Here is a 20782-nt window from a genome sequence, read left to right as displayed (position 1 = left end):
CGCCGGGTTAGGTCCGAGTCTAGCCCATTCTTGACTTTTATTGGCATATGCACGTAAATATCTCAACGCCATCCACGGGTTCCTTCCCTATGTCCGCGCCCGCTGCTCCTCGCCCCGCCAACGCGCGCCTGCAGGCCATGTTGCACGCGCCCATCGCGCCCACGCTGGCGCGCCTGGCGTGGCCGAACATCCTGATGATGCTGGCGCAATCGTCCACGGGATTGATCGAGACCTGGTTCCTGGCGCGCCTGGGCACACCGGTGCTGGCAGGGGTGGCCCTGGTGGTGCCGGTGCTGATGCTGATGCAGAACATGTCGCAGGGCGCCATGGGTGGCGGCATCTCGGCCGCGGTGGCCAGGGCGCTGGGCGGCGGCCGGCAACGCGAAGCGGACCAGCTGGTGCTGCATGCCGTGGTGCTCAACGGTTTGCTCGGCCTGGCCTTTTGCGCGCTGCTGTTACTGGGCGGTCCGTGGCTGTACCGCAAGCTGGGCGCCGAGGGCGAGGCGCTGGTGGCAGCCCTGGCTTATTCCGACGTCATCTTCGGCGGCATCGTCCTGATGTGGCTGATGAACGCGTTCGCCAGCGCCATCCGCGGCACCGGCAACATGCTGGTGCCTGGCGCCGTGATCTGCGGCGGCGCCTTGCTGCTGATCCCGCTGTCGCCCTGCCTGATCTTCGGCTGGGGGCCTTTCCCCGCGTTGGGCGTGGCCGGCGGCGGCTGGGCGCTGGTGATCTATTACGCCGTGGGCGCGCTGATCCTGGGCCTGTACTGCGCCAGCGGACGCAATGCGGCGCGGCTGGTCCCCAGCCGCCTGTACCCGGGCCTGATGCGCAACATCCTCAGCGTGGGCGCGCTGGCCACCATCAACCCGTTCCTGACCAATGCGCTGGTAGCGCTGACGGCAGCCCTGGTCGGCGCCTATGCCGGCACCGCGGCGGTCGCCGGCTACGGCATCGCCGTACGCCTGGAATACCTGCTGATGCCCATCGCCTTCGGCCTGGGCGCGCCCATGGTGGCAATGGTGGGGTCCAACATCGGCGCGGGCCAGCCCGAACGCGCCCTGCGCATCGCCCTGACCGGCGGCGCAATGGCCTTTGTGCTGGCCGAGGCCATCGGCCTGGCGGCCGCGTTCTTTCCCGAGGCCTGGCTGCGCCTGTTCGGCGCGCAGGACCACATGCTGGAAGCCGGCGCCAACTACCTGCGCACCGTCGGTCCGGTCTACGGCTTCTTTGCCCTGGGCTTCTCGATGTACTTCGCTTCGCAGGGTGCCGGCCGCCTGAAATGGCCGCTGATCGCGGGGGTCCTGCGCCTGCTGATTGCCATAGGCGCCGGCGGCATCGCCTTGCGCCTGACGGGATCGCTGAGCCTGTTCTTCGCGGTCGCGGCAGTGGCGATGTGCGTCTACGGCCTGGTCATCCTGGGCGCCGTCGCGTCGGGCTCCTGGTTCGAACGCGCGCCGTTGCGCAAGCGCCGGCTGTTCGCGCGTTCATAGCTGCCCGCGCCGCGGATGCGCGCGCACGCAACATCTTCTCAGCAGGCTGGAACGTCGCGCAGTGCCTTCAGGACGCGGGCGCGTCGCGCAACGCGTACTCCACCAGTTCGGCCGCATAGGCCGGCAGCGTGTCGCGCACGCACAGCACCAGGTCGCGCGCGGCCCAGTCGTCGGCCAGGGCCACGCGCCGCACGCCCGCCGCGCGGCCATAGCGCAACGCCGCCACGCGCGGCACGATGCCGATGCCCACGCCCTGCCCCACCATCCGGCACACCGCGTCGAAGCTGCGCAGTCGCACCCGGTACGACAATGCCTTGCCGCCGCGGCGCGCGTGATGCGCGATGTGCTCCTGCAAGGCGCTGCCTTCGACCAGCCCCACGAATTCCTGGTCGGCCACGTCGGCCAGCAGCACCGACGCGCGGCCCGCCAACGCATGGTCCGGCGGCACGATCAGCGTCAAGGGGTCGTGCCGGAAGGTCTGCGTGTGCAGGCCGTGCAGATCGGCCGTATCGGCCAGCACGCCGATGTCGCAAGTCCCCGCGCGCAGCGCATCGGCAATCTCGTGGCTCAGCCGTTCTTCCAGGTCCACGGAGACGCGCGGATGGTCCTTGAGAAAGGCGCCCAGCACCGGCGGCAGGTACTCGCTGAGCGCGGTGGTGTTGCACAGCACGCGCACGTGCCCCTTCAACCCCAGGCCGTAGTGGTCCAGCTCGCCGCGCATGCGGTCCATCTGCGCCAGCACCACGCGCGCGTGGTGCGCCAGGGTGCGGCCCGCCGGCGTGGGCTCGACCCCGCGCGCCTCGCGCAGCAGCAGCGGCACGCCCAGCGTGTCCTCCATGCCGCGGATGCGTTCGCTGGCCGACGCCAGCGTCATGTGGGAACGCCGGGCCCCGGCCGTGATGGAGCCGGTTTCCTGCACATTGAGGAATAGCCGCAGATCGGTAAGGTCGAATCGCATGCGAAAAGCGTAGCACGGCGACCCTCAGGCTGAGCCATAGGATCGCTACGCGAGATCCCGATACAGGTTCAAGGACGCAGGGGACCAAAATGAAGTCCCAGCCCTTTCAATCCGGGAAAAATCCATGAATATCCTCAAACCACGGCGCGCCCCCGTTCACTGGCCCGCCCTCGCCCTGCTGGCCTTGACCCTGCATGGCTCAGGCATGGCCGAAGCCGGCAGCCTGGATCCGCACACCACGCCGGCGCAGAAATACGCGCTGGCGCTGGAAGCCCAGACCCAGGGCGACTATGCCGCCATGGCGCAGTGGCTGCGCGCCGCCGCGGGCGACGGCCATGCGCCCGCGCAGCGCATGCTGGGCATTGCGCTGCTCGGCGGCCCGGCCCTGTATGGGGAGTCCCTGCGCGCCGACCTGTGCGAAGGGCGGCAATGGCTGCTGCGCGCGGCGCGCCAGGACGGCGCGGGTACTGACGACGTCGCCTATGCCTTGTTCGGCCGCCCCCGCGCCGGCCTCACGGCCCACTGCGAGCCAGCATGACGCTTCCGGATCTGTTTCCCGGCAGCACGCCCGCGCTGCTTGCAATCGCCGTGTCCGTCTTCATCCTGGCCGGCGTGGTCAAGGGCGTGGTCGGACTGGGCCTGCCCACCATTTCCATGGCCATGCTGGCGCTGATCATGGCGCCGGCGCAGGCCGCGGCGCTGCTGATCGTGCCGTCGCTGATCACCAATCTCTGGCAAGCGCAGCCATGGCCCACGCTGCCCACGATGCTGCGCCGCATCGGCGCCATGCAGGCGGGCATTTGCGCAGGCACGATAGGCGGCGCGCTGTGGCTGGGGCCGCCCTCGGGACACTTGGCCAGCCTGTGTCTGGGGCTGGCGCTGGTGGCCTATGCCGCCTGGGGCCTGTTCGGCTCGCCGCCCAAGGCGCCGCAGCGGCATCAAGGGCTGGCGGGCGCCGCGGTCGGCGCCGTCACCGGCGTGATCACCGCTGCCACCGGCGTGTTCGTGATCCCTGCGGTGCCCTATCTGCAGGCCCTGAACCTGGGCAAGGATGGCCTGATCCAGGCCATGGGCATCTCGTTCACCGTGTCCACCGTGGCGCTGGCGGCCGGCCTGGGCCTCAATGGCGGCTATACGTCCGCAACCGCCGGCGCGTCCGTGCTGATGCTGCTGCCCGCGCTGATCGGCATGGCGCTGGGCACATGGCTGCGCGGCAAGCTGTCGCAGCAAGCCTTCAAGCGCTGCTTCATGGTGAGCCTGGCGCTGCTGGGCGCCTACCAGGCCGTCCAGGGTTGGACGGCCTGAGCCCGGCAGTCAGGCCGCCATGCGCCTTTCGTCCACGAAGCCGATCGACACGGACATTTCGCGCCAGCGGGCCAGTTCCTGCTGCACCGACTGGATCTTGGCGCGCGCCTGATCGAAGGCGTCGCGCCCCAGGAACAGGTGCAGGGGCGCGTACTGCGCCTGCGCCGCATTGATCAGCGCCTGGGCCATTTTGGCCGGATCGCCCTCCGCATCGCGCGCCTGCGCATTGCGCGCCGCCAGTTCCGGCGTCGGCTCGCCGCTAGTGGCCCGGGGCGCGCGCAGCGCCCCCGGATACACCAGCGACACCCGGATGCCGAAAGGCGCGGCCTCGGCGGCCAGCGCTTCGGTCAGGCCGCTGACGGCAAACTTGGCGGCGCTGTAGGCGCCCCAATCGGCGCGGCCGCCATCGAAGCCCAGGATCGAAGAAATATTGAACACGTGGCCGCTGCGCTGCGCGCGCATGCGCGGCAGGGCAGCGCGGATCACGTTCAGCGTGGCGAATACATTGATGTCGAACGTGCCGCGCAGGTCCTCGTCCGGCAGGCTGTCCAATGCGCCGCGCAGGCCATGGCCGGCGTTGTTCACCACCACGCCCAGCCCGCCGAAGGCCGTCACCGTGGCATCCACGGCGCGCTGCACGTTGCGCGCATCGGCCAGATCCACCGTCAGGGGCAGGAACTGCCCCTCCAGCTTGGCGCCCACGGCGTCCAGCAGCGCATCGCCATCCGGCGACGTCGCCGCCACCTTATGACCCCTATCCAGCAACATCTTCACCAGGACCAGACCCAACCCCGCGGAAGCGTCCGTCACCAACCAGATTTTTTCGGTATTCATGCGATTCCCTTCCCTTGCGTACGCTGCCGGCAACGCGCCCGGCAGCCCGGCGGAACCCGCGCATCCGCAATGAATGCGCCGCCCCGACCTTGGAAGAGATGGTAAGAATCGCGAGTCTGCGCGTACAGGCTCGTTCTTGCGTGAAACCTGCCTATTCCTGCAACGCTGTGTTCCGCGCCAGCCCGGCCCCTGCACACTGCATGGAGCCTTGCACAGGCCTCAGCCCAGCGCGCTGCGGTAGTGCTCGCTGTCGAAGGCGGGCGCGCTGGCCGCCTGCGGCGCGGCTGGCGCCTGCGCCACCGCACCCGGCGTCTCGACGCCGAAAAGGGAAAGTTCCGCGTTGACCAATGCCAGTATGAAATTTGCCATGATGACTCCTTGGATTTCGCGTCCGGACCAGCGCGGGCCGCGCAGGTCTTATAGAGGACATGGATGCCATGGTGCGGGCTTGCCCGCCGGCCGTCCATTTGCTTTGTTCAATGGCGCCGATTGACGGGATGCAAGCCGGGAGACGCCCGGGGCCGGAATGACGGATAATTCGGGTGTTTTCCGCGGCGCTGCGGGAAACAGCACTTTTTTCGGGCCTTGCGCCCGCCCGCATTCGGAGTCAGTCATGCATCGCGGTATCGAGGCGATCGAAAAATTCATGGAATCCATCGGCCTGGCCTGGCGCCCCGGCTCGACCGAGCGCGCCGAGCTGAAAGTCAGCTACCGCATCGGCAATACGCGTCCGCTGGGCATAGACCGCACGCTGGTCGAGTTCCACTGCGATCCCAAGCGCGCCAAGGTCTGGGTGCCGGAATTCTCCCGCACCAGTTTTCATCAGTGGTTCGAAGTGCCGTACCAGGAATTCGAATTCACGCCCGGCGGCTCGATGCTGAAGATCAAGGCCCCGGCGCGCGGCAACGCTCCGCCGTACAGCGTGGGCATCAAGCCCCTGGCCTGAGCCCTGCTGCCGCCCGCGGCGGCAGCGTCCCCTACAGCTGCTTGTACATGATGGTGGTGCCGTCCAGCTTGGCGGCATCGTGCGGGTCGCGGCTGAAACCCGGTATCACTCCCACGGTCTGATAGCCCTGCGACGCATACAGCGGCTCGGCGCTGTCGCCCGTGCGCGTGTCCAGCGTAATCAGGCTGCGGCCCTGGCGCCGCGCCATGGCTTCCGTCTCGGCCAGCAAGGCCCGGGCGATACCGCGGCGGCGGAAATCCGGATGCACCAGCAGCTTGCGCACCTCGGCGCGGTGCGGCTGGTTGGGCGGCGTGTCCCAATCCAGCTGCACCGATCCCGCGATGCGTCCCTCCTGCCGTGCCACCCACAGCGCCGACTTGCCGCCAGCGATCGCCGGCAGCACCTTGGCGCGCCAAAAGGCCTGCGCCTCCTCGGACGAATACGGCAGGACGAAGCTGACGCTGGCGCCGTCCTGCACGCAGGCGCGCAGCAGTTCGGCCAGCTCGGGCACGAGGGCGTCGGCGGCATCCGCCGACAGAAGAATCAATTCGGGATTGGGATGGGACATGGTGGGCTCAGACAATGAAGAGCAGGTAGCGGGCGCCGCAATGCGGCGGGGTTGAAAATTCGCTGGCGCCGAACAGCTGATAACGCAGGCAATCGCCCTGGGACAGGCTATGCGCCTGCCCGTCGACCGTGATGGCCAGCTCGCCTTCCAGCATCAGCAGATGATGTTCCAGCCCCGGCCGGGGCGAACTGCCATAGGCAATGCGCGCGCCGGCGGCCAGTTCGCAGGCCAGCACCTCGCCCGCCAGCCGCTGCGCCGGCGGCGACACCGAGCGGCGGCGAAAGCCGGCGCTGGCATCCACCCACACGGCTTGCGCCTGCTGCGGCACCAAGGGCGCGAAATCGTCCTCGACCATGAGCATCAGGCGCGACATGGTCAGGCCATAAGCCCCGCACAGCTTGCCCAGCGCGCTGGCGGTGGGGCTGACCTCGGCGTTTTCCAGGCGGGACAAGGTGGCGCGGCTGAGGCCGGCGCGGCCGGCCAGCTCGTCCAGAGACCAGCCGCGCTCCTGGCGCAGCGCCTTGAGCCGGCCGGCAATGCGCCGGTCCAGATCGGCTTCGGGGATAGCATTGTTTTCCATATAAGAGAATTTCTCTCAAATATGGAAAATCGTCAAGCCCCATGGGAAGACAGGAGCCGAAACCAGCGCGTTGCGCGATTTCGGCACAATACGGGTCATGTACCTGGCCAAACCCCTGATGATGACCGCACTCTGCCTGAGCCTTTTGAGCGGCTGCGGCTTGCCGCCGCTGGATAACCGCAGCGAATCCCGCGCCCTGACGCCCGAGGCGGCGCAGGATACCGCCCTGGGCCGGGCCATCGCGCCGCTGGCCGCCGCACATCCCGGCAAATCCGGCATCCACCCCCTGCCCGACGCCTACGACGCCTTCGCCGCCCGCATGCTGCTGGCGCGCGCCGCCGAGCGCAGCCTGGACGTGCAGTACTACATCTGGCACAAGGACATGACCGGCACCATGCTGCTGGAGGCCCTGCATGAAGCCGCCGACCGCGGCGTGCGCGTGCGGCTGCTGCTGGACGACAACGGCACCTCCGGGCTGGACCAGGAACTGTCGGCGCTGGATGCGCACCCGAATATCGAGGTGCGGCTGTACAACCCCTTCGTGCTGCGCTGGCCCAAGCCCCTGGGCTACGTCACGGACTTCAGCCGCCTGAACCGCCGCATGCACAACAAGTCCTTCACCGCCGACAACCAGGCCACCATCATCGGCGGCCGCAACATCGGCGACGAGTACTTCGGCGCGGCCAGCGGCGTGCTGTTCACCGACCTGGACGTGCTGTCCATCGGCGCCGCGGTCAATGACGTGTCGGTGGATTTCGACCGCTACTGGGCCAGCGACTCGGCCTATCCGGTAGACCGCATCCTGAAGAAAACCGCCCCCGGCGAGCTGGACGAACTGGAGCAGGCCGCCGCCCAGGTCGAGCGCTCTCCCGAAGCCGCCGCTTACGCCGAGGCCATGCGCAAGCTGCCTTTCATCCAGCAACTGCTGCGCGGCGACCTGACGCTGGAATGGGCCGACACCCGCATGGTCAGCGACGATCCGCGCAAAACGCTGGGCACCGCCCCGCCGGAGGCAATGCTGCCGCATCAGCTGCATGAAATCCTGGGCACGCCCGGCACCGACCTGGAACTGGTATCGCCCTACTTCGTGCCGACCGCGGTCGGCACCCAGTCCTTCGCGCAGATGGCGCAAAGCGGCGTCAAGGTCAAGGTGCTGACCAACGCGCTCGAAGCCACAGACGTGGCGGTGGTGCATTCCGGCTATGCCAAGCGCCGCAAGGACCTGCTGGCCGCCGGCGTCGAGCTCTTCGAGATGAAGCGCCAGGGCGGCGAGGTCGAGCGCAACAAGAGCATGGGTCCGTTCGGCAGCTCAGGCTCCAGCCTGCACGCCAAGACCTTCGCCGTCGACGGCAAGCGCATCTTCGTCGGCTCCTTCAACTTCGACCCGCGCTCGGCCAAGCTCAACACCGAACTGGGCTTCGTCATAGACAGCCCCACGCTGGCGCGGCACATTGCAGACGCCTTCGAGAAAGACATACCCAAGTCCGCCTACCGCGTCTGCCTGGATGACAAGGGCCAGCTCTACTGGCTGGAACAGCGCAACGGCGAAACCATACGCCACGACACCGAACCCGGCACCACGGTGTGGCAGCGCCTATCGGTATGGTTCGTGTCGCTGCTGCCGCTGGAACCGCTGCTGTAGGCTGACATGGCGACCAACCTGGACCTGTTTGGCGACGATGGCGCGGCGCAAGGCGGACGCGTCGCGCTCGGCCCGCAAGCCGTGGTGCTGCGCGGTTTTGCCCTGCCGGTGGTGGACGCCCTGCTCGCCGGGGTCGACGCCGTGACTGCGCAAGCGCCCTTCCGCCACATGGACACGCCGGGCGGCTACACCATGTCCGTCGCGCTGACCAATTGCGGACAGCTGGGCTGGACCAGCGACGCGCGCGGCTATCGCTATGCGCGCATCGACCCGCTCTCCGGCCAGCCCTGGCCCGCCATGCCCGAGGCCTTTTTGCGCTTGGCGCAGGCCGCCGCGGCCGAAGCCGGCTTTCCCGGCTTCGAGCCGGACGCCTGCCTGGTCAACCGCTACGAGCCCGGCTCGCGGCTGTCGCTGCATCAGGACAAGAACGAGCGCGACTACGGCGCGCCCATCGTCTCCGTATCCCTGGGCATGCCCGCCATGTTCCTCTTCGGCGGCGACCAACGCACCGACAAGGCCAGCCGCACGCCGCTGTTCCATGGCGACGTCGTCGTGTGGGGCGGCGTCGACCGCCTGCGCTACCACGGCATCATGCCCATCAAGGATCTGCCGCACCCGCGGCTGGGCAGCCAGCGCATCAACTTCACCATCCGCCGCGCCGGCTGAACAACCGCTCCGGAATGAGGGTTCCCCGCGTCTGGCCGGCCGGACGCGGCGGCTCTACTATTGCGCACCCTCATGCTCCGTCACCCGGAATCCCATGCGCATACGCACCGCCCTGGCTTTGCTCTGCACCTTGATATCGGCGCCTTCCTGGGCGGCTGAACCGCCCGCCGTAATCGAAAATTCGCTAGGCATGACCTTTGTCCGCGTGCCCGCCGGCACCTTCCAGATGGGCAGCGACGAGGCGCCCGAGACGCTCGCGCGCGCCTATCCGCTATATCCGCAAGACCGCTACGCCCAGCTGTCCGACGAAGCGCCCGTGCATGCCGTGCGCATCACCCGCGCGTTCTACCTGGAGCGCACCGAGGTCACCGTGGGCCAGTTCCGACGCTTCATCGAAGCCTCCGGCTACGTGCCCGAATCGGAAGCCGACGGCACCGGCGGCTATGGCTACAACCCGCAGTACGATGCCGACAAGTCCGAACGCGGCGATGCCTTCGAAGGGCGCGACCGCCGCTATTCCTGGCGCAATCCGGGCTTCGCGCAAGGCGACGACCACCCCGTGGTCAACATCAGCTGGAACGACGCCACGGCGCTGGCGCGCTGGCTGACCCAGACCGAAGGCAAGGTCTACCGCCTGCCCACGGAAGCCGAATGGGAATACGCCTGCCGCGCCGGCACGCGCACCCGCTACCAGAACGGCGACGATCCCGCCGCCATGCCCGACATCGGCAACGGCTTCGACGCGGATGCCGCGCCGCTGTGGCCCAAATGGCAGGCGCACGCCTCCGCCCGCGCCGACGGCCATGCCTTCACCGCGCCCGTCGCCAGCTACGCGCCAAACGCTTTCGGCCTGTACGACATGCACGGCAACGCCTGGGAATGGGTCTCGGACTGGTATGGCGAGGACTACTACGCGCACTCGCCGGTGGACGACCCGCAAGGCCCCGCCAGCGGCAACGTGCGCGTGCGGCGCGGCGGCTCCTGGCATACCTGGGCGCTGTACACGCGCGCCTCCTACCGCAACTGGAACACGCAGGAAACCCGCTATCCGCTGGTGGGCCTGCGGCTGCTGCGAGAGGCGGATTAAGGCCTGGCCTGGGTCTAGAATGGACCGCAGCCCGTATTCAAAAAGAGTTCCCCATGCCGCCCGCCACGCCCAAGCAGGACTGGATACTGCGCGCCGCGCCCTCGGGCCAGCTGGAGCGCATCGAAGCCTACTTCGGTGGCCATGGCTACAGCATGCACCGCCACGATACCTATGCCATCGGCCGCACCCTGTCCGGCGTGCAGAGTTTCCATTACCGCCGCGGGCTGCGGCACAGCCTGCCCGGCGGCACCATCGTGCTGCATCCGGACGAAGTCCACGACGGCCAGGCCGGCACCGAGGCCGGTTTCCATTACCGCATGATCTACGTGGAGCCGGCGCTCATCCAGCAAATCCTGGGCGGACGGCCGCTGCCGTTCATTCCGGGCGGCATCTCGGCGGATCCGCGGCTGTACGCGGCCAGCGCCAGCCTGCTGCAAGACACGCATGAGCCCATCGACCCGCTGCAGGAAGACGATGCGCTGTACGAGCTGAGCCATGCCCTGTGCGCCGCGGCCGGCGCCAAGCCGGGACGCCGCAGCGCCGACTACGGCGCCGCCGAACGCGCGCGCCAGTACATCCACGCCTCGCTCGAACAGTCCATCACCCTGGAACAGTTGGCCAGCGCCGCGGCCACGGACCGCTGGAGCCTGTCGCGCGACTTCCGAGCGCTGTTCGGCACCAGCCCGTACCGCTACGTGATGCTGCGCCGCCTAGCTCAGGCCCGGCGCCTGATCGCCGCGGGCATGCCGCTGGCGCAAGCGGCCGCCGCGTCGGGCTTCACCGACCAGAGCCACCTGACGCACCGCCACGTCCAGACCTACGGCATGGCTCCAGACCGCTGGCGCCGCATGCTGAGCCGCTAGGCCTCCGGCTCCGCAAAGCTGCTCGATCGTACAAGACGCCGCCCGCGCGGCCTTCTATCCTGGGGTTTGTTCAACCCTGCATGAAGGTCGCGCCATGTCCGATATCCGTCCCATCAACTTCGCCAACAAACTGGCGCAGTTCTCCGAACACTGGATGCCCAAGGTCGTCGCCGAGATGAACGACTACCAATTCAAGCTGGTGAAGATCCAGGGCGAGTTCGTGTGGCACAGCCATGCCGACACCGACGAGACCTTCATCGTCATCGAAGGCCGCCTGCGCATCGAGCTGCGCGACGGCCATATCGACCTGGGCCCCGGCGAAATGGCCGTGGTCCCCAAGGGCGTGGAGCACAAGCCCTGTGCCCCCGAAGAAGTCAAAATGCTGCTGATCGAGCCGCGCGGCGTGCGCAATACCGGCGACCAGGGCGGTCAGCGCAGCGCTCCCAACGACGTCTGGATCTGAGCCGGCCGCCATCTGCTAAGGTGAAAGCCCACAAGGAGTAAGCCATGTCCAGAATCATGCTCGTCACCGGCGGCGGCCGCGGCATCGGCGCCGCCGTCGCCAAGCTGGCCGCCCGCCGCGGCTACGCGGTAGGCGTCAACTACCACGCCAACGCCGATGCCGCGCAAGCGGTAGTCGAGGAAATCGTGCAAGGCGGCGGCCGCGCCGTCGCCCTGCAGGCCGATGTCTCGCAAGAGGACCAGGTGCTGCGCATGTACGACGAACTGGATCGGAAGCTGGGCCGCATCGACGCGCTGGTCAACAACGCCGGCATCCTGGAACAGCAGATGCGCGTGGACCAGATGAGCGCCGAGCGCCTGCTGCGCGTCCTGTCCACCAATGTGATCGGCGCCTTCCTGTGCGCCCGCGAAGCGGTGCGCCGCATGTCGACGCGCCACGGCGGCCAGGGCGGCGCCATCGTCAATGTCTCGTCCGCGGCTGCCCGCCTGGGTTCGCCCAATGAATACGTGGACTATGCCGCGTCCAAGGGCGCCATGGACACCATGACCATAGGCCTGTCCAAGGAAGTCGCACCCGAAGGCATCCGCGTCAACAGCGTGCGTCCCGGCACCATCTACACCGACATGCACGCCAGCGGCGGTGAACCCGGCCGGGTGGACCGCCTGAAAGGCGCAATTCCGCTGCGCCGCGGCGGCACCGTGGAAGAAGTGGCGGGCGCCGTCATGTGGTTGTTCTCGGACGAGGCCGGCTACACCAGCGGCTCCTTCATCGAGGTGTCCGGCGGCAGCTGAGGCGCCAGCTCCGACGCTACTTGGCGTCGGTGGAAATGACGCCGTGCTCCTGCCGGGCGGCAATGCGCGCCTCGACCCGGCGCAGCACCGCCAACACGAACAAGGCCATCAGCGTGCTGACCACGGCGGTGGCCTCGCGCCCCATGCCCGCCGCCGCGCCGATCGCGGCCGTCATCCAGATGCCGGCCGCGGTGGTCAGCCCGCGGATCTCGCGCTCGCCGCTGAGCTTGATGATGGCGCCGGCGCCCAGGAAGCCGATGCCGGCGATCACGCCTTGCAGCACCCGGCTCAGGTCGCCGACCTGCATGCCGCCCTGCAACGGCACCAGCACGAAGATCGCCGCCCCCAATGCCACCAGCATGTGGGTGCGCAGGCCCGCGTCCTTGCCGCTGCGCTCGCGCTCATAGCCCAGCAGGCCGCCCAGCAGCATCGCCACGCTCAGGCGCAGCACGATGCGGGTCGCCTCGCCCACATCGGGGATGTCGGCGAACTCACTGCGCACGGTGGACCAGATTTCCAGCCAGATTTCCGTCATCGCCGCCCCCTCGTGGGAAATGGTCGGACCAGCATAGCAGGCGCCGCCCGGCCGCCGCCATGCGCCGCACGCACTGGCACATGTGGGCACAACTGGTTTACAACCGAGCAGACGCCGCGCTGGGTCGCGGATGGAACTGACCGGAGGGTTACATGGATTTGCAGCTAGACGGTAAACGCGTGCTCATCACGGGCGCATCCAAGGGTATAGGCCTGGCTTGCGCGCTGGCCTTCGCCCGCGAAGGCGCCGAACCGGTACTGGTGGCGCGCGACGACGCGGCCCTGCGCACGGCGGTCGAGGCCATACGCGAGCAGACCGGCAAGCAGGCTCGCGCCGTCACGCTGGACCTGGCCCTACCCGGCGCGGCGCAACGCCTGAGCCAGGAAGCAGGCGATATCGACATCCTGGTGAACAATGCCGGCGCGGTGCCGGGCGGCGCCCTCGACCAGGTTCAGGACGAACGCTGGCGCGCCGGCTGGGAACTGAAAGTCCACGGCTATATCGATCTGGCCCGCCACTACTACCCACGCATGCGCGAAGCCGGCGCGGGCGTCATCGCCAACATCATCGGCATGGCGGGCTCGGCGCCGCGCGCCGACTACATCTGCGGCGCGGCGGGCAATGCCTCGCTCATCGCCTTCACCCGCGCCCTGGGCGGGGACGCGCCGCGCCACGGTGTGCGCGTATTCGGCGTGAACCCCTCGCGCACCCGCACCGACCGGGTGCTGACGCTGGCCAAACAGCGTGCCCAGGCGCGCTGGGGCGACGAAAGCCGCTGGCAGGAAACCTTGTCGGACCTGCCCTTCGGACGCCTGATGGAACCCGGCGAAGTGGCCGACATGATCGTGTTCGGCGCCTCGCCGCGCGCCGGCTACCTGAGCGGCACGGTGATAGACCTGGACGGCGGCGAACAGTACGCGCGCTGAAGCCCGTCCGGCGCGCGCGCAGGCCGGACTAGGCGGCCTGGCGCCAAGCCGCCAGCAGCCCGGGCAGTGCGGCCATGTCGGTGAACACGTGGGCCACGCCCACATCGCGCAAGGCCTCGGCGCCGCTATGGCCGTTGGCGTCCGGGCTGTAGCCGAACACGGTGGCGCCGGCGGCCACTCCGGCGGTGGCGCCAGTCACCGTGTCTTCCACGATGGCGCAGCGCCTGGGGTCCACGCCCAGCGCCAGAGCGGCCGCCAGGTACACGTCCGGATAGGGCTTGCTGCGCGGCATTTCGTGGCCGCTGAAGACGCGTTCACGGAAGCAATCGGCAATGCCGACCTTGGCCAGTTGCAGCTCCACCTTGCGGCGGTCCGCGCCCGAAGCCACGGCAATGCGGCCGTCCAAGGCCGCATGCAGCGCCCGCACCGCATCCGGCGCGCCCGGAATTTCGAGCAGATCCCGGTCCAGCGCGGCATTGCGGCGCAGGCGGAACTGGTCGAACCAGCCGGGGGTGATGGTCGCGCCCGTGCGGGCCTCGATCAGCGGCAGCTCGTCCCTGACGGCTTTGCCCGTGAAGATCTGCATGGTTTCCGCATGCGTAATGCCCCAGCCCAATTCATTGAGCATCTCGGTCAGCACGCGGCTGGTGATGGGTTCGGAATCGACCAGAACGCCATCGCAGTCGAACAGCACGGCATCGAAAGGGAAATCAGTCATTGCGGCAACATCGGGAAGGTCCATGAAGCGGGTAAGCATACTGCAAGCCTCCCCGCGTCCAGGTCGAAGCGCCGCCGCGCTCACCCCTCCGGCGACAGGAACGGCAGCAAGTGCTCCAGGAAGGCTTCGTGGCATTCCTCGGTGACGAAGTGGCCGCAATCCGCAATGATCGCCCCCTGCAAGTTCCTGGCATTCCCGCGCATGGTGACCAACGGCGCATCGCGGGTCGCATGCTCGGCGCCGATGGCCAGCGTAGGCATTTCCAGCATGCGCTTGGCGCGCAGCGTGTTCTGCCGGATGGTCTCCGGGATGGCGCGGTAGTAGGCGAATCCGCCGCGCAGCCCGCCAGGCGCAGCGTAAGCGTCGATGTAGACCTCGGCCGCGACCCGGTCGCGGCGATGCGACCACTTGTCGAACATGAAGGTCAGATAGGCCTTCTCCCTGCCCGCGATCAGCGTCTCGGGCAGATCGTGCAACTGATTGAACATGAAGTGCCACAGGAAGATGTTCTCCTGCGGCGGCGCGAAGATGGTGGGCGCCGGGGCCAGTCCCGGGATGACGGCCTCAGTCAGGGCCAAGCGGCTCACCGCCTGCGGAAAATCGCTGGCCAGCGCGTAAGCCACCCACATGCCGATGTCGTGGCCCACCACCTGGTAGCGCGCGTGGCCCAGCTGCGCCATCAGCTGGTGCAGCGTGGCGGCGATCGCGCCGGTGTCATAGCCGGATGCAGGACGGTCGGAATCGCCTGTCCCGGGCGGATCCACCGCAATCGCCATGTAGCCTGTCTGCGCCAGCGCCGCCATGACGTGACGCCACGTGTACCAGGTCTGGGGCCAGCCCGGAATCAGCAGCACCGGCGTACCCGCGCCCGCCGTGGCGCAGTGGATGCGGTGCCCGTTGACCAGAACGTACTGGTGCGCAAAGGCGTCGAAGGAAGAATTCTGATGTGTCATTGTTGCTGTCCGATGCGGCGCAAGGCCGCTCATGCGATGCCCAGCAGGGCGTTGATCTGTTGCTTGTCGATGGCCGCGCCAGCGAAGTCGTCGAACACCTTGGACGTGACCGGGATGATGTGGCGGTTGATGAACTCCACGCCTTCGCGCGCGCCGGTCTCCTGGTCCTTCAGGCAGCACTCCCATTCCAGCGTGGCCCATCCCTGGTAGTCGTATTGCGCCAGCTTCGAAAAGATCGCCTTGAAGTCCACCTGCCCGTCGCCCAGCGAGCGGAAGCGGCCGGCCCGATTTATCCAGGACTGGTATCCGCCATAGATGCCCTGCCGGCCGGTCGGATTGAATTCGGCATCCTTCACATGGAACATGCGGATGTGATCCTTGTAGATGTCCAGGTACTCCAGATAATTCAGCTGCTGCAGCACGAAGTGGCTGGGGTCGAACAGGATGGCGCAACGCGCATGGCCGCCCACGCGCTCACGGAACATCTCGAACGAAATGCCGTCGTGCAGGTCTTCGCTGGGATGGATCTCGAAGCACAGGTTCACGCCCTGCTCTTCGCACTCGTCCAGGACCGGGAGCCAGCGCTTGGCGAGTTCATCAAACGCCGCTTCGATCAGGCCTTCCGGACGCTGCGGAAACGGGAACAGGTAGGGCCAGGCCAGCGAACCCGAAAACGTGCCCATCTCGGTCAGCCCCAACCTGCGCGATGCGCGCGCCGTGTCCAGCAGGCCTTGCCGCGCCCAAGCCGTCCGGGCTTGCGGATTGCCGCGAGCCTCGGGCGGCGCGAAGTTGTCGACCATGGCGTCGTAGGCGGGATGGACCGCCAGCGACTGGCCATAGATGTGGCTGGTCAGCTCGCTGACCACCAGGCCATGTTCGGCCAGCGTGCCCTTGATGTCATCGCAATAGTCCTGGCTGGCGGCCGCCGTCGCGGCGTCGAAGAAGCGTTGGTCCCAGGCCGGAATCTGCAGGGCCTTGAAGCCCACGCCCGCCGCCCATTCGGCGATGGCGGGCAGGCTGTTGAAGGGAGCGACGGCGTCGCTGAACTGGGCCAGGTGCAGGCTGGGGCCTTTGATCGTTTGCATGATTTTTTAAACCTAATTGTTTGTCGAACGACAAAGAATAGACGATGAACAGGTACGACTGCAAGCGCCGGCTCCGCGCACATAGCCGCGCAGGCGCGGCGTTACACTGCGCCTCAGTTCATTTCAACGAGACCGTCATGGCAGGCAGACCCAGAGAATTCGACCGCGACCTGGCGCTTCAGCAAGCGATGCTTGCGTTCTGGAAGCAAGGCTACGAGGGCACGTCGATGGCGGACCTGGTGGCGGCGACGGGACTGGCTTCGGCGCGCCTCTACGCCGCCTTCGGCTCCAAGCAGGACTTGTTCCGCGAAGCCGTGGCGCGCTACGAGGCAGGCGACGGCGCCTTCGCCGAGAAGGCGCTGGAAGACACCGAAGGCGTGCGCGACGCCATCGCCAAACTGCTGGCCGACGCGGTAGGCACCTACACCCGACGCGGCCGTCCGCAAGGCTGCATGGTGGTGTCGGCCGCCACCAATTACGCCGCGGAAAACGAAGCCGTCATGGCGTGGCTCACCAGCCATCGCAAGGCGCGCACGCAGTCCATCATCGACCGCCTCGAGGCCGCATTGCAGGCGGGCGAACTCAAGCCCGGCACCGATGTACAGGCCTTGGGCGACTACTACGCCGTGGTGCTGCACGGCCTGTCGGTGCAAGCACGGGACGGCGTCGGCCGGGCCCGTCTCCTGGCCATGATCCCGCCTGCCCTGAGCGCGCTGGACGCCGTCTTGCGCTAGCCCTGGCCCTGGGGCGCCAGCCTCTCCGGGGACATCGGTCAAATCGTCCCCCATTCTCTTTAATTGCATTTTGATAATTCAATATGCAAAATGGCGGCTATGGACACCATCACCGCCACGCCCCGCCATGCCCGCTTCACCCTGAACGGCGCCCGCCATACTTGCCTGGACCTGCCCGGCATGTACGGCGCCGAGTACTTTCGCCTGCCGGTGGTGCTGCGGCTGCTGCTGGAGAATGCGCTGCGCAACATGCAAGGCACGGAACGTGACGCCGCTACCGCGGCGCTGTTCGAATGGCTGGCGCACGGCACCAGCGAGGCCGAGATCGCTTTCCAGCCCGGGCGCGTGCTGATGCACGACACCACCAGCACCCCGGCGCTGGTGGACATCGCCGCCATGCGAGATGCCCTGGCCGAAGCCGGCGTGGATCCTTCCACGCTGAATCCCGTGCTGCCCGTGGACGTGTCGGTGGATCATTCGCTGGCGGTGCAGTCCTATGCGCGCGCCGATGCGGCGTCGTTGAACCTGGACCTGGAACTGCGCCGCAACGCCGAACGCTACCGCTTCCTGCGCTGGGCCTCCAAGGCCCTGTCCAACGTGCGTATCCATCCACCGGGCACGGGCATCATGCACACCATCAACCTGGAGCAACTGGCCACCGTGGTCTGCGCGCGGGAAGACGGCGACGCCATCGCCCTGCATCCGGACATGATGATAGGCACCGACAGCCACACGCCCATGGTCAACGGCATCGGCGTGCTGGGCTGGGGCGTGGGCGGCCTGGAAGCGCAGACCGTGATGTTCGGCCTGCCCACACTACTGCGCATTCCCGATGTCATCGGCGTGCGCCTGAGCGGCGCGCTGGCGCCGGGAGTCAGCGCCACCGACCTGGCACTGACCGTGACCCAGCGCCTGCGCGCAATCGGGGTATCCGGGGAATTCGTCGAGTTCTACGGGCCGGGCGTGGCCACGCTGCCGGCCGGCAGCCGCTGCGTGGTCGCCAATATGGCGCCCGAGTACGGCGCCACCACGGGCTACTTCCCGATAGACACGCAAACGCTGGCGTACCTGCGCCAGACAGGCCGGCCCGAGGCGCTGATCGCGCAGATCCAGGCCTACGCCGAACACGCCGGCATCGGTTACGACCCCGCCGCCGAACCGCGCTACACCCGCGTCGTCGACATCGCGCTGGACCGCGTGCAGATGCATGTGGCGGGCCCCAAGCGGCCGCAAGACCTGCATCCCTACGGCCACACCAGGGCGATCCTGGAGGAACTGGCCTTCACGCCCTCGGCCGCCGCTGGCGGCCTGCCCCGCCACGCCATCGCGATCGCAGCCATCACGAGCTGCACCAACACCTCCGATCCACGCCTGTTGACCGCCGCCGGCCTGCTGGCCCGCAAGGCGCGCCAAGCCGGCCTGCGCGTACCCGCCTGGGTGAAGACCTCGCTGGCCCCGGGTTCGCCCGCGGCCGCCGCATACCTCGCGCGCGCCGGGCTGCTGGACGATCTGGCCGCCGTGGGCTTCGACATCGTGGGTTACGGCTGTACTACCTGCATCGGCAATTCCGGCCCCCTGCCTGAAGCCGTGCGCGAGGCCATGGCGGCCGGCTCGGTCCATCCCGTGGCGGTGCTGTCCGGCAACCGCAACTTCGCCGGCCGCATCCATCCGGACCTGGACCTGGGCTTCCTGATGTCGCCAGCGCTAGTCATCGCGTTCGCGTTGGCCGGCGATGCCGAACGCGACCTGAGCCGCGAACCCGTGCAAACTGGACCCGATGGCCGCGCCATCCATCTGCGCGAACTTTGGCCCAACGACGCCGACATCGACGCCGCGCTGGCCGCCGGTCAGCAACCGGCGGATTACCGCCACGCCTTCCAGATCGCCAGCGCCAACCCGGCATGGCAGGCCCTGCAATCGCCGGACTCGGCGCGTTTTCCCTGGGACCCGGCCTCCACCGCCCTGCGCCGCCCGCCCTTCGCCAGCGTCGACGAGGCCGGCCAACTGGGCCGCTACACGGCGCATCCGCTGCTGGTGCTGGGCGACGATGTGACCACCGATCATCTGTCGCCCGCCAGCGCCATACCGCCGGACAGCCCGATCGCCGACTTCCTGGTCGAACGCGGCGACGACCGCAACGACCTGAACGTATTCGCCTCGCGGCGCGGCAACTGGCAGGTGATGCTGCGCGCGGCCTTCTACAGCAAGAGCCTGGTCAATCTGCTTTGCCCCGGCGCGCCGGTGGGCCACACGCTGCACGCGCCCAGCGGCCGGGTGGAGCCGATCTGGGAGGCCGCTGGCCGCTATGCCCGGGCCGGCCAACCCGTGGTCCTGGTGGCGGGCGAACGCTACGGCACGGGCTCCTCACGCGACTGGGCCGCCAAGGGCCAGCGGCTGTTGGGCATCCGCGCGGTGCTGGCGGTCAGCTTCGAACGCATCCATCGCTCCAACCTGATAGGCATGGGCATCCTGCCCTTGCGCCTGCCTGCGGGCGTCACGCCGGCCACGCTGCGGGTCCGGCCCGGCGACCGGATCGAGATCGACGCCCAGGCCGTCGCGCTGGCGCCGCGCATGGCCGTGGCGGTGCGCATCCTGCGCGCAGGCGGCGCCGTCGAAACGCTACAGGCCACGGCAGCGGTCGAGACCCGGCTGGAAGTCAGGCTGCTGCGCATGGGCGGCGTCATTCCCGCTATCCTCTCGGACACCATCCATTCCGCCGCCCGCCACGCATGAGCGCCCAAACCAATACCGCCGCGAAAATCCTGGCCCTGATCCAGGAAGACCGCCTGCCCGCGGGTGCGCACCTGACCGCGCAGAAGCTCGCCGACCGGCTGCGGCTGTCGCGCTCGCCCGTCAACGACGCGCTGGACATCCTGGAGCAACGCGGCGTCGTTTCGCGCAAGCCCAACCGCGGCTATTTTCTGGCGCAGGATCACGCGACGCTGGCGCAAGCGCATGAGGACCTGGCGCCGCCCGCCGTGGACGACATCGTCACGCACAGCTACTTCAAGCTGGCCGACGAGCTGCTGCGCGGCGCGCTGCCCATGCAGTGCAGCGAGGCGCTGCTGCGCGCGCGCTATGGCCTGACGGCGGCGCAGACGCAGGCCCTGCTAGGCCGCATCGCGCAGGAAGGCTGGGCCGAGCGCAGACCGGGCTATGGCTGGGAGTTTTCGTCCATGATGACCACGCCCGACAGCCTGCTGCAGTCCTACCGCCTGCGCCTGGCGCTGGAGCCGGCGGCGCTGCTGGAACCGGGCTTTCGCATCGATAAACAAGTGCTGGCGCGCTGCCGCGCCGCTGAAAAGCACCTGCTGGACGGCGGCATCGCCACCGACACCGCGGACCAGTTGCATGAGCGCGGCGTGCGCTTTCATGAATCGCTGGTGGAAGCCTCGGGCAATCCCTTCTTCATCGACGCCATCAAGCGCGTCAACCGCGTGCGCCGGCTGCTGTCCTACCGCTCCATGCAGGACCGCAGCCGCTACCAGCAACATTGCGATCAGCACCTGGCCATCCTCGACCTGCTGGAACGCGAGCGCAACGAAGAGGCCTCAGCGGAACTGGCCAGCCATCTGCGCAGCACGCTGGACAACCTGGCCCGCATCAGCGGCATCCTGGCGTCCTAGGCCGGCAAG

The 20782-nt window shown here is 68.2% G+C and carries 23 protein-coding genes; 14 read left to right on the top strand and 9 right to left on the bottom strand.

Annotated elements, in window-relative coordinates; genetic code table 11:
• Positions 1-89 precede the first annotated feature (89 nt).
• Positions 90-1493, top strand: coding sequence for an MATE family efflux transporter (locus tag AC3WOB_RS05745; protein ID WP_492274467.1), 1404 nt, complete (start codon positions 90-92; stop codon positions 1491-1493).
• 67 nt (positions 1494-1560) lie between these two features.
• On the opposite strand, the gene AC3WOB_RS05740 is transcribed toward AC3WOB_RS05745, so the two are convergent.
• Positions 1561-2451 (bottom strand): LysR family transcriptional regulator, encoded by an 891-nt coding sequence (locus AC3WOB_RS05740; protein ID WP_492274466.1) that lies wholly within the window; start codon positions 2449-2451, stop codon positions 1561-1563.
• Between the two features lie 124 nt (positions 2452-2575).
• Here AC3WOB_RS05740 and AC3WOB_RS05735 point away from each other — a divergent pair, with 124 nt between their 5' ends.
• Both AC3WOB_RS05735 and AC3WOB_RS05730 read left to right on the top strand, forming a co-directional pair.
• Positions 2576-2989 (top strand): SEL1-like repeat protein, encoded by a 414-nt coding sequence (locus AC3WOB_RS05735; RefSeq protein WP_041654287.1) that lies wholly within the window; start codon positions 2576-2578, stop codon positions 2987-2989.
• Entirely contained in the window at positions 2986-3756 is a 771-nt protein-coding gene (locus AC3WOB_RS05730; RefSeq protein WP_492274465.1) for a sulfite exporter TauE/SafE family protein, read from the top strand. Before AC3WOB_RS05735 ends, AC3WOB_RS05730 begins: the two co-directional genes overlap by 4 nt.
• Positions 3757-3765: 9 nt before the next feature.
• Here the strand turns inward: AC3WOB_RS05730 and AC3WOB_RS05725 are convergent, their stop codons facing one another.
• Both AC3WOB_RS05725 and AC3WOB_RS05720 read right to left on the bottom strand, forming a co-directional pair.
• Positions 3766-4590, bottom strand: coding sequence for an SDR family NAD(P)-dependent oxidoreductase (locus tag AC3WOB_RS05725; protein ID WP_492274464.1), 825 nt, complete (start codon positions 4588-4590; stop codon positions 3766-3768).
• A gap of 219 nt (positions 4591-4809) precedes the next feature.
• Positions 4810-4959 carry a hypothetical protein gene (locus tag AC3WOB_RS05720; RefSeq protein WP_492274463.1) on the bottom strand — a complete coding sequence of 50 codons (150 nt, stop codon included), beginning with the start codon at positions 4957-4959 and terminating at the stop codon, positions 4810-4812.
• Between the two features lie 244 nt (positions 4960-5203).
• Here AC3WOB_RS05720 and AC3WOB_RS05715 point away from each other — a divergent pair, with 244 nt between their 5' ends.
• A complete protein-coding gene (locus AC3WOB_RS05715; RefSeq protein WP_013395913.1) occupies positions 5204-5536 on the top strand; it encodes a hypothetical protein in 333 nt (110 codons plus the stop codon).
• Between the two features lie 31 nt (positions 5537-5567).
• Here the strand turns inward: AC3WOB_RS05715 and AC3WOB_RS05710 are convergent, their stop codons facing one another.
• Both AC3WOB_RS05710 and AC3WOB_RS05705 read right to left on the bottom strand, forming a co-directional pair.
• The gene (locus tag AC3WOB_RS05710) at positions 5568-6104 is read right to left on the bottom strand and encodes a GNAT family N-acetyltransferase (protein ID WP_013395914.1); all 537 of its coding nucleotides are present in this window, start codon (positions 6102-6104) and stop codon (positions 5568-5570) included.
• A gap of 7 nt (positions 6105-6111) precedes the next feature.
• Complete coding sequence (locus AC3WOB_RS05705) at positions 6112-6684, bottom strand: helix-turn-helix domain-containing protein (RefSeq protein WP_492274462.1); 573 nt, start codon at positions 6682-6684, stop codon at positions 6112-6114.
• A gap of 97 nt (positions 6685-6781) precedes the next feature.
• Between AC3WOB_RS05705 and AC3WOB_RS05700 the strand changes: the two genes are divergently transcribed.
• The 6 genes from AC3WOB_RS05700 to AC3WOB_RS05675 all read left to right on the top strand — a co-directional run bounded on the left by AC3WOB_RS05700 (position 6782) and on the right by AC3WOB_RS05675 (position 12196).
• On the top strand, positions 6782-8326 hold the full coding sequence (locus AC3WOB_RS05700; protein ID WP_492274461.1) for a phospholipase D family protein: 1545 nt from the start codon (positions 6782-6784) through the stop codon (positions 8324-8326).
• A gap of 6 nt (positions 8327-8332) precedes the next feature.
• Complete coding sequence (alkB, locus tag AC3WOB_RS05695; RefSeq protein ID WP_492274460.1) at positions 8333-8992, top strand: DNA oxidative demethylase AlkB; 660 nt, start codon at positions 8333-8335, stop codon at positions 8990-8992.
• 94 nt (positions 8993-9086) lie between these two features.
• On the top strand, positions 9087-10079 hold the full coding sequence (locus AC3WOB_RS05690) for a formylglycine-generating enzyme family protein (protein WP_492274459.1): 993 nt from the start codon (positions 9087-9089) through the stop codon (positions 10077-10079).
• Positions 10080-10132: 53 nt separating this feature from the next.
• Entirely contained in the window at positions 10133-10942 is an 810-nt protein-coding gene (locus tag AC3WOB_RS05685; protein ID WP_492274458.1) for an AraC family transcriptional regulator, read from the top strand.
• A gap of 94 nt (positions 10943-11036) precedes the next feature.
• Positions 11037-11405: a cupin domain-containing protein gene (locus AC3WOB_RS05680; RefSeq protein ID WP_492274457.1), complete on the top strand. Its 369-nt coding sequence runs from the start codon at positions 11037-11039 to the stop codon at positions 11403-11405.
• 44 nt (positions 11406-11449) lie between these two features.
• Complete coding sequence (locus AC3WOB_RS05675) at positions 11450-12196, top strand: SDR family oxidoreductase (protein WP_492274456.1); 747 nt, start codon at positions 11450-11452, stop codon at positions 12194-12196.
• A 16-nt stretch (positions 12197-12212) separates the two neighbouring features.
• Here AC3WOB_RS05675 and AC3WOB_RS05670 read toward each other — a convergent pair whose 3' ends face one another.
• Positions 12213-12731: an MgtC/SapB family protein gene (locus AC3WOB_RS05670; protein WP_013395922.1), complete on the bottom strand. Its 519-nt coding sequence runs from the start codon at positions 12729-12731 to the stop codon at positions 12213-12215.
• A 152-nt stretch (positions 12732-12883) separates the two neighbouring features.
• Here AC3WOB_RS05670 and AC3WOB_RS05665 point away from each other — a divergent pair, with 152 nt between their 5' ends.
• A complete protein-coding gene (locus AC3WOB_RS05665; RefSeq protein ID WP_492274455.1) occupies positions 12884-13657 on the top strand; it encodes an SDR family oxidoreductase in 774 nt (257 codons plus the stop codon).
• A gap of 28 nt (positions 13658-13685) precedes the next feature.
• Here the strand turns inward: AC3WOB_RS05665 and AC3WOB_RS05660 are convergent, their stop codons facing one another.
• From AC3WOB_RS05660 to AC3WOB_RS05650, 3 genes are all read right to left on the bottom strand, one after another.
• Complete coding sequence (locus tag AC3WOB_RS05660; protein ID WP_492274454.1) at positions 13686-14375, bottom strand: HAD family hydrolase; 690 nt, start codon at positions 14373-14375, stop codon at positions 13686-13688.
• Between the two features lie 80 nt (positions 14376-14455).
• Positions 14456-15328, bottom strand: coding sequence for an alpha/beta fold hydrolase (locus AC3WOB_RS05655; protein ID WP_492274453.1), 873 nt, complete (start codon positions 15326-15328; stop codon positions 14456-14458).
• Between the two features lie 29 nt (positions 15329-15357).
• On the bottom strand, positions 15358-16413 hold the full coding sequence (locus AC3WOB_RS05650; protein ID WP_492274452.1) for a sugar phosphate isomerase/epimerase family protein: 1056 nt from the start codon (positions 16411-16413) through the stop codon (positions 15358-15360).
• A gap of 137 nt (positions 16414-16550) precedes the next feature.
• Here AC3WOB_RS05650 and AC3WOB_RS05645 point away from each other — a divergent pair, with 137 nt between their 5' ends.
• The 3 genes from AC3WOB_RS05645 (at position 16551) to AC3WOB_RS05635 (ending at position 20773) form a co-directional block, all read left to right on the top strand.
• Positions 16551-17147, top strand: a complete 597-nt coding sequence (locus AC3WOB_RS05645) for a TetR/AcrR family transcriptional regulator (RefSeq protein ID WP_492274451.1) — start codon at positions 16551-16553, stop codon at positions 17145-17147.
• 99 nt (positions 17148-17246) lie between these two features.
• Positions 17247-19880 carry an aconitate hydratase AcnA gene (acnA, locus tag AC3WOB_RS05640; protein ID WP_492274450.1) on the top strand — a complete coding sequence of 878 codons (2634 nt, stop codon included), beginning with the start codon at positions 17247-17249 and terminating at the stop codon, positions 19878-19880.
• Positions 19877-20773: a GntR family transcriptional regulator gene (locus tag AC3WOB_RS05635; protein WP_492274449.1), complete on the top strand. Its 897-nt coding sequence runs from the start codon at positions 19877-19879 to the stop codon at positions 20771-20773. Before acnA ends, AC3WOB_RS05635 begins: the two co-directional genes overlap by 4 nt.
• Positions 20774-20782: the final 9 nt, after the last annotated feature.

The sequence above is a fragment of the Achromobacter sp. FW305-C-30-7 genome (assembly GCF_058783105.1).
Note: the sequence above shows the minus strand (reverse complement) of the source record. Positions and strands in the feature narration are given on the sequence as shown.

Excerpts from the sequence above, each read along its gene's own strand:
- AC3WOB_RS05745 (WP_492274467.1), top strand. The coding sequence starts at position 90 with ATGTCCGCGCCCGCTGCTCCTCGCCCCGCCAACGCGCGCCTGCAGGCC.
- AC3WOB_RS05740 (WP_492274466.1), bottom strand. The coding sequence starts at position 2,451 with ATGCGATTCGACCTTACCGATCTGCGGCTATTCCTCAATGTGCAGGAA.
- AC3WOB_RS05735 (WP_041654287.1), top strand. The coding sequence starts at position 2,576 with ATGAATATCCTCAAACCACGGCGCGCCCCCGTTCACTGGCCCGCCCTC.
- AC3WOB_RS05730 (WP_492274465.1), top strand. The coding sequence starts at position 2,986 with ATGACGCTTCCGGATCTGTTTCCCGGCAGCACGCCCGCGCTGCTTGCA.
- AC3WOB_RS05725 (WP_492274464.1), bottom strand. The coding sequence starts at position 4,590 with ATGAATACCGAAAAAATCTGGTTGGTGACGGACGCTTCCGCGGGGTTG.
- AC3WOB_RS05720 (WP_492274463.1), bottom strand. The coding sequence starts at position 4,959 with ATGGCAAATTTCATACTGGCATTGGTCAACGCGGAACTTTCCCTTTTC.
- AC3WOB_RS05715 (WP_013395913.1), top strand. The coding sequence starts at position 5,204 with ATGCATCGCGGTATCGAGGCGATCGAAAAATTCATGGAATCCATCGGC.
- AC3WOB_RS05710 (WP_013395914.1), bottom strand. The coding sequence starts at position 6,104 with ATGTCCCATCCCAATCCCGAATTGATTCTTCTGTCGGCGGATGCCGCC.
- AC3WOB_RS05705 (WP_492274462.1), bottom strand. The coding sequence starts at position 6,684 with ATGGAAAACAATGCTATCCCCGAAGCCGATCTGGACCGGCGCATTGCC.
- AC3WOB_RS05700 (WP_492274461.1), top strand. The coding sequence starts at position 6,782 with ATGTACCTGGCCAAACCCCTGATGATGACCGCACTCTGCCTGAGCCTT.
- alkB (WP_492274460.1), top strand. The coding sequence starts at position 8,333 with ATGGCGACCAACCTGGACCTGTTTGGCGACGATGGCGCGGCGCAAGGC.
- AC3WOB_RS05690 (WP_492274459.1), top strand. The coding sequence starts at position 9,087 with ATGCGCATACGCACCGCCCTGGCTTTGCTCTGCACCTTGATATCGGCG.
- AC3WOB_RS05685 (WP_492274458.1), top strand. The coding sequence starts at position 10,133 with ATGCCGCCCGCCACGCCCAAGCAGGACTGGATACTGCGCGCCGCGCCC.
- AC3WOB_RS05680 (WP_492274457.1), top strand. The coding sequence starts at position 11,037 with ATGTCCGATATCCGTCCCATCAACTTCGCCAACAAACTGGCGCAGTTC.
- AC3WOB_RS05675 (WP_492274456.1), top strand. The coding sequence starts at position 11,450 with ATGTCCAGAATCATGCTCGTCACCGGCGGCGGCCGCGGCATCGGCGCC.
- AC3WOB_RS05670 (WP_013395922.1), bottom strand. The coding sequence starts at position 12,731 with ATGACGGAAATCTGGCTGGAAATCTGGTCCACCGTGCGCAGTGAGTTC.
- AC3WOB_RS05665 (WP_492274455.1), top strand. The coding sequence starts at position 12,884 with ATGGATTTGCAGCTAGACGGTAAACGCGTGCTCATCACGGGCGCATCC.
- AC3WOB_RS05660 (WP_492274454.1), bottom strand. The coding sequence starts at position 14,375 with ATGACTGATTTCCCTTTCGATGCCGTGCTGTTCGACTGCGATGGCGTT.
- AC3WOB_RS05655 (WP_492274453.1), bottom strand. The coding sequence starts at position 15,328 with ATGACACATCAGAATTCTTCCTTCGACGCCTTTGCGCACCAGTACGTT.
- AC3WOB_RS05650 (WP_492274452.1), bottom strand. The coding sequence starts at position 16,413 with ATGCAAACGATCAAAGGCCCCAGCCTGCACCTGGCCCAGTTCAGCGAC.
- AC3WOB_RS05645 (WP_492274451.1), top strand. The coding sequence starts at position 16,551 with ATGGCAGGCAGACCCAGAGAATTCGACCGCGACCTGGCGCTTCAGCAA.
- acnA (WP_492274450.1), top strand. The coding sequence starts at position 17,247 with ATGGACACCATCACCGCCACGCCCCGCCATGCCCGCTTCACCCTGAAC.
- AC3WOB_RS05635 (WP_492274449.1), top strand. The coding sequence starts at position 19,877 with ATGAGCGCCCAAACCAATACCGCCGCGAAAATCCTGGCCCTGATCCAG.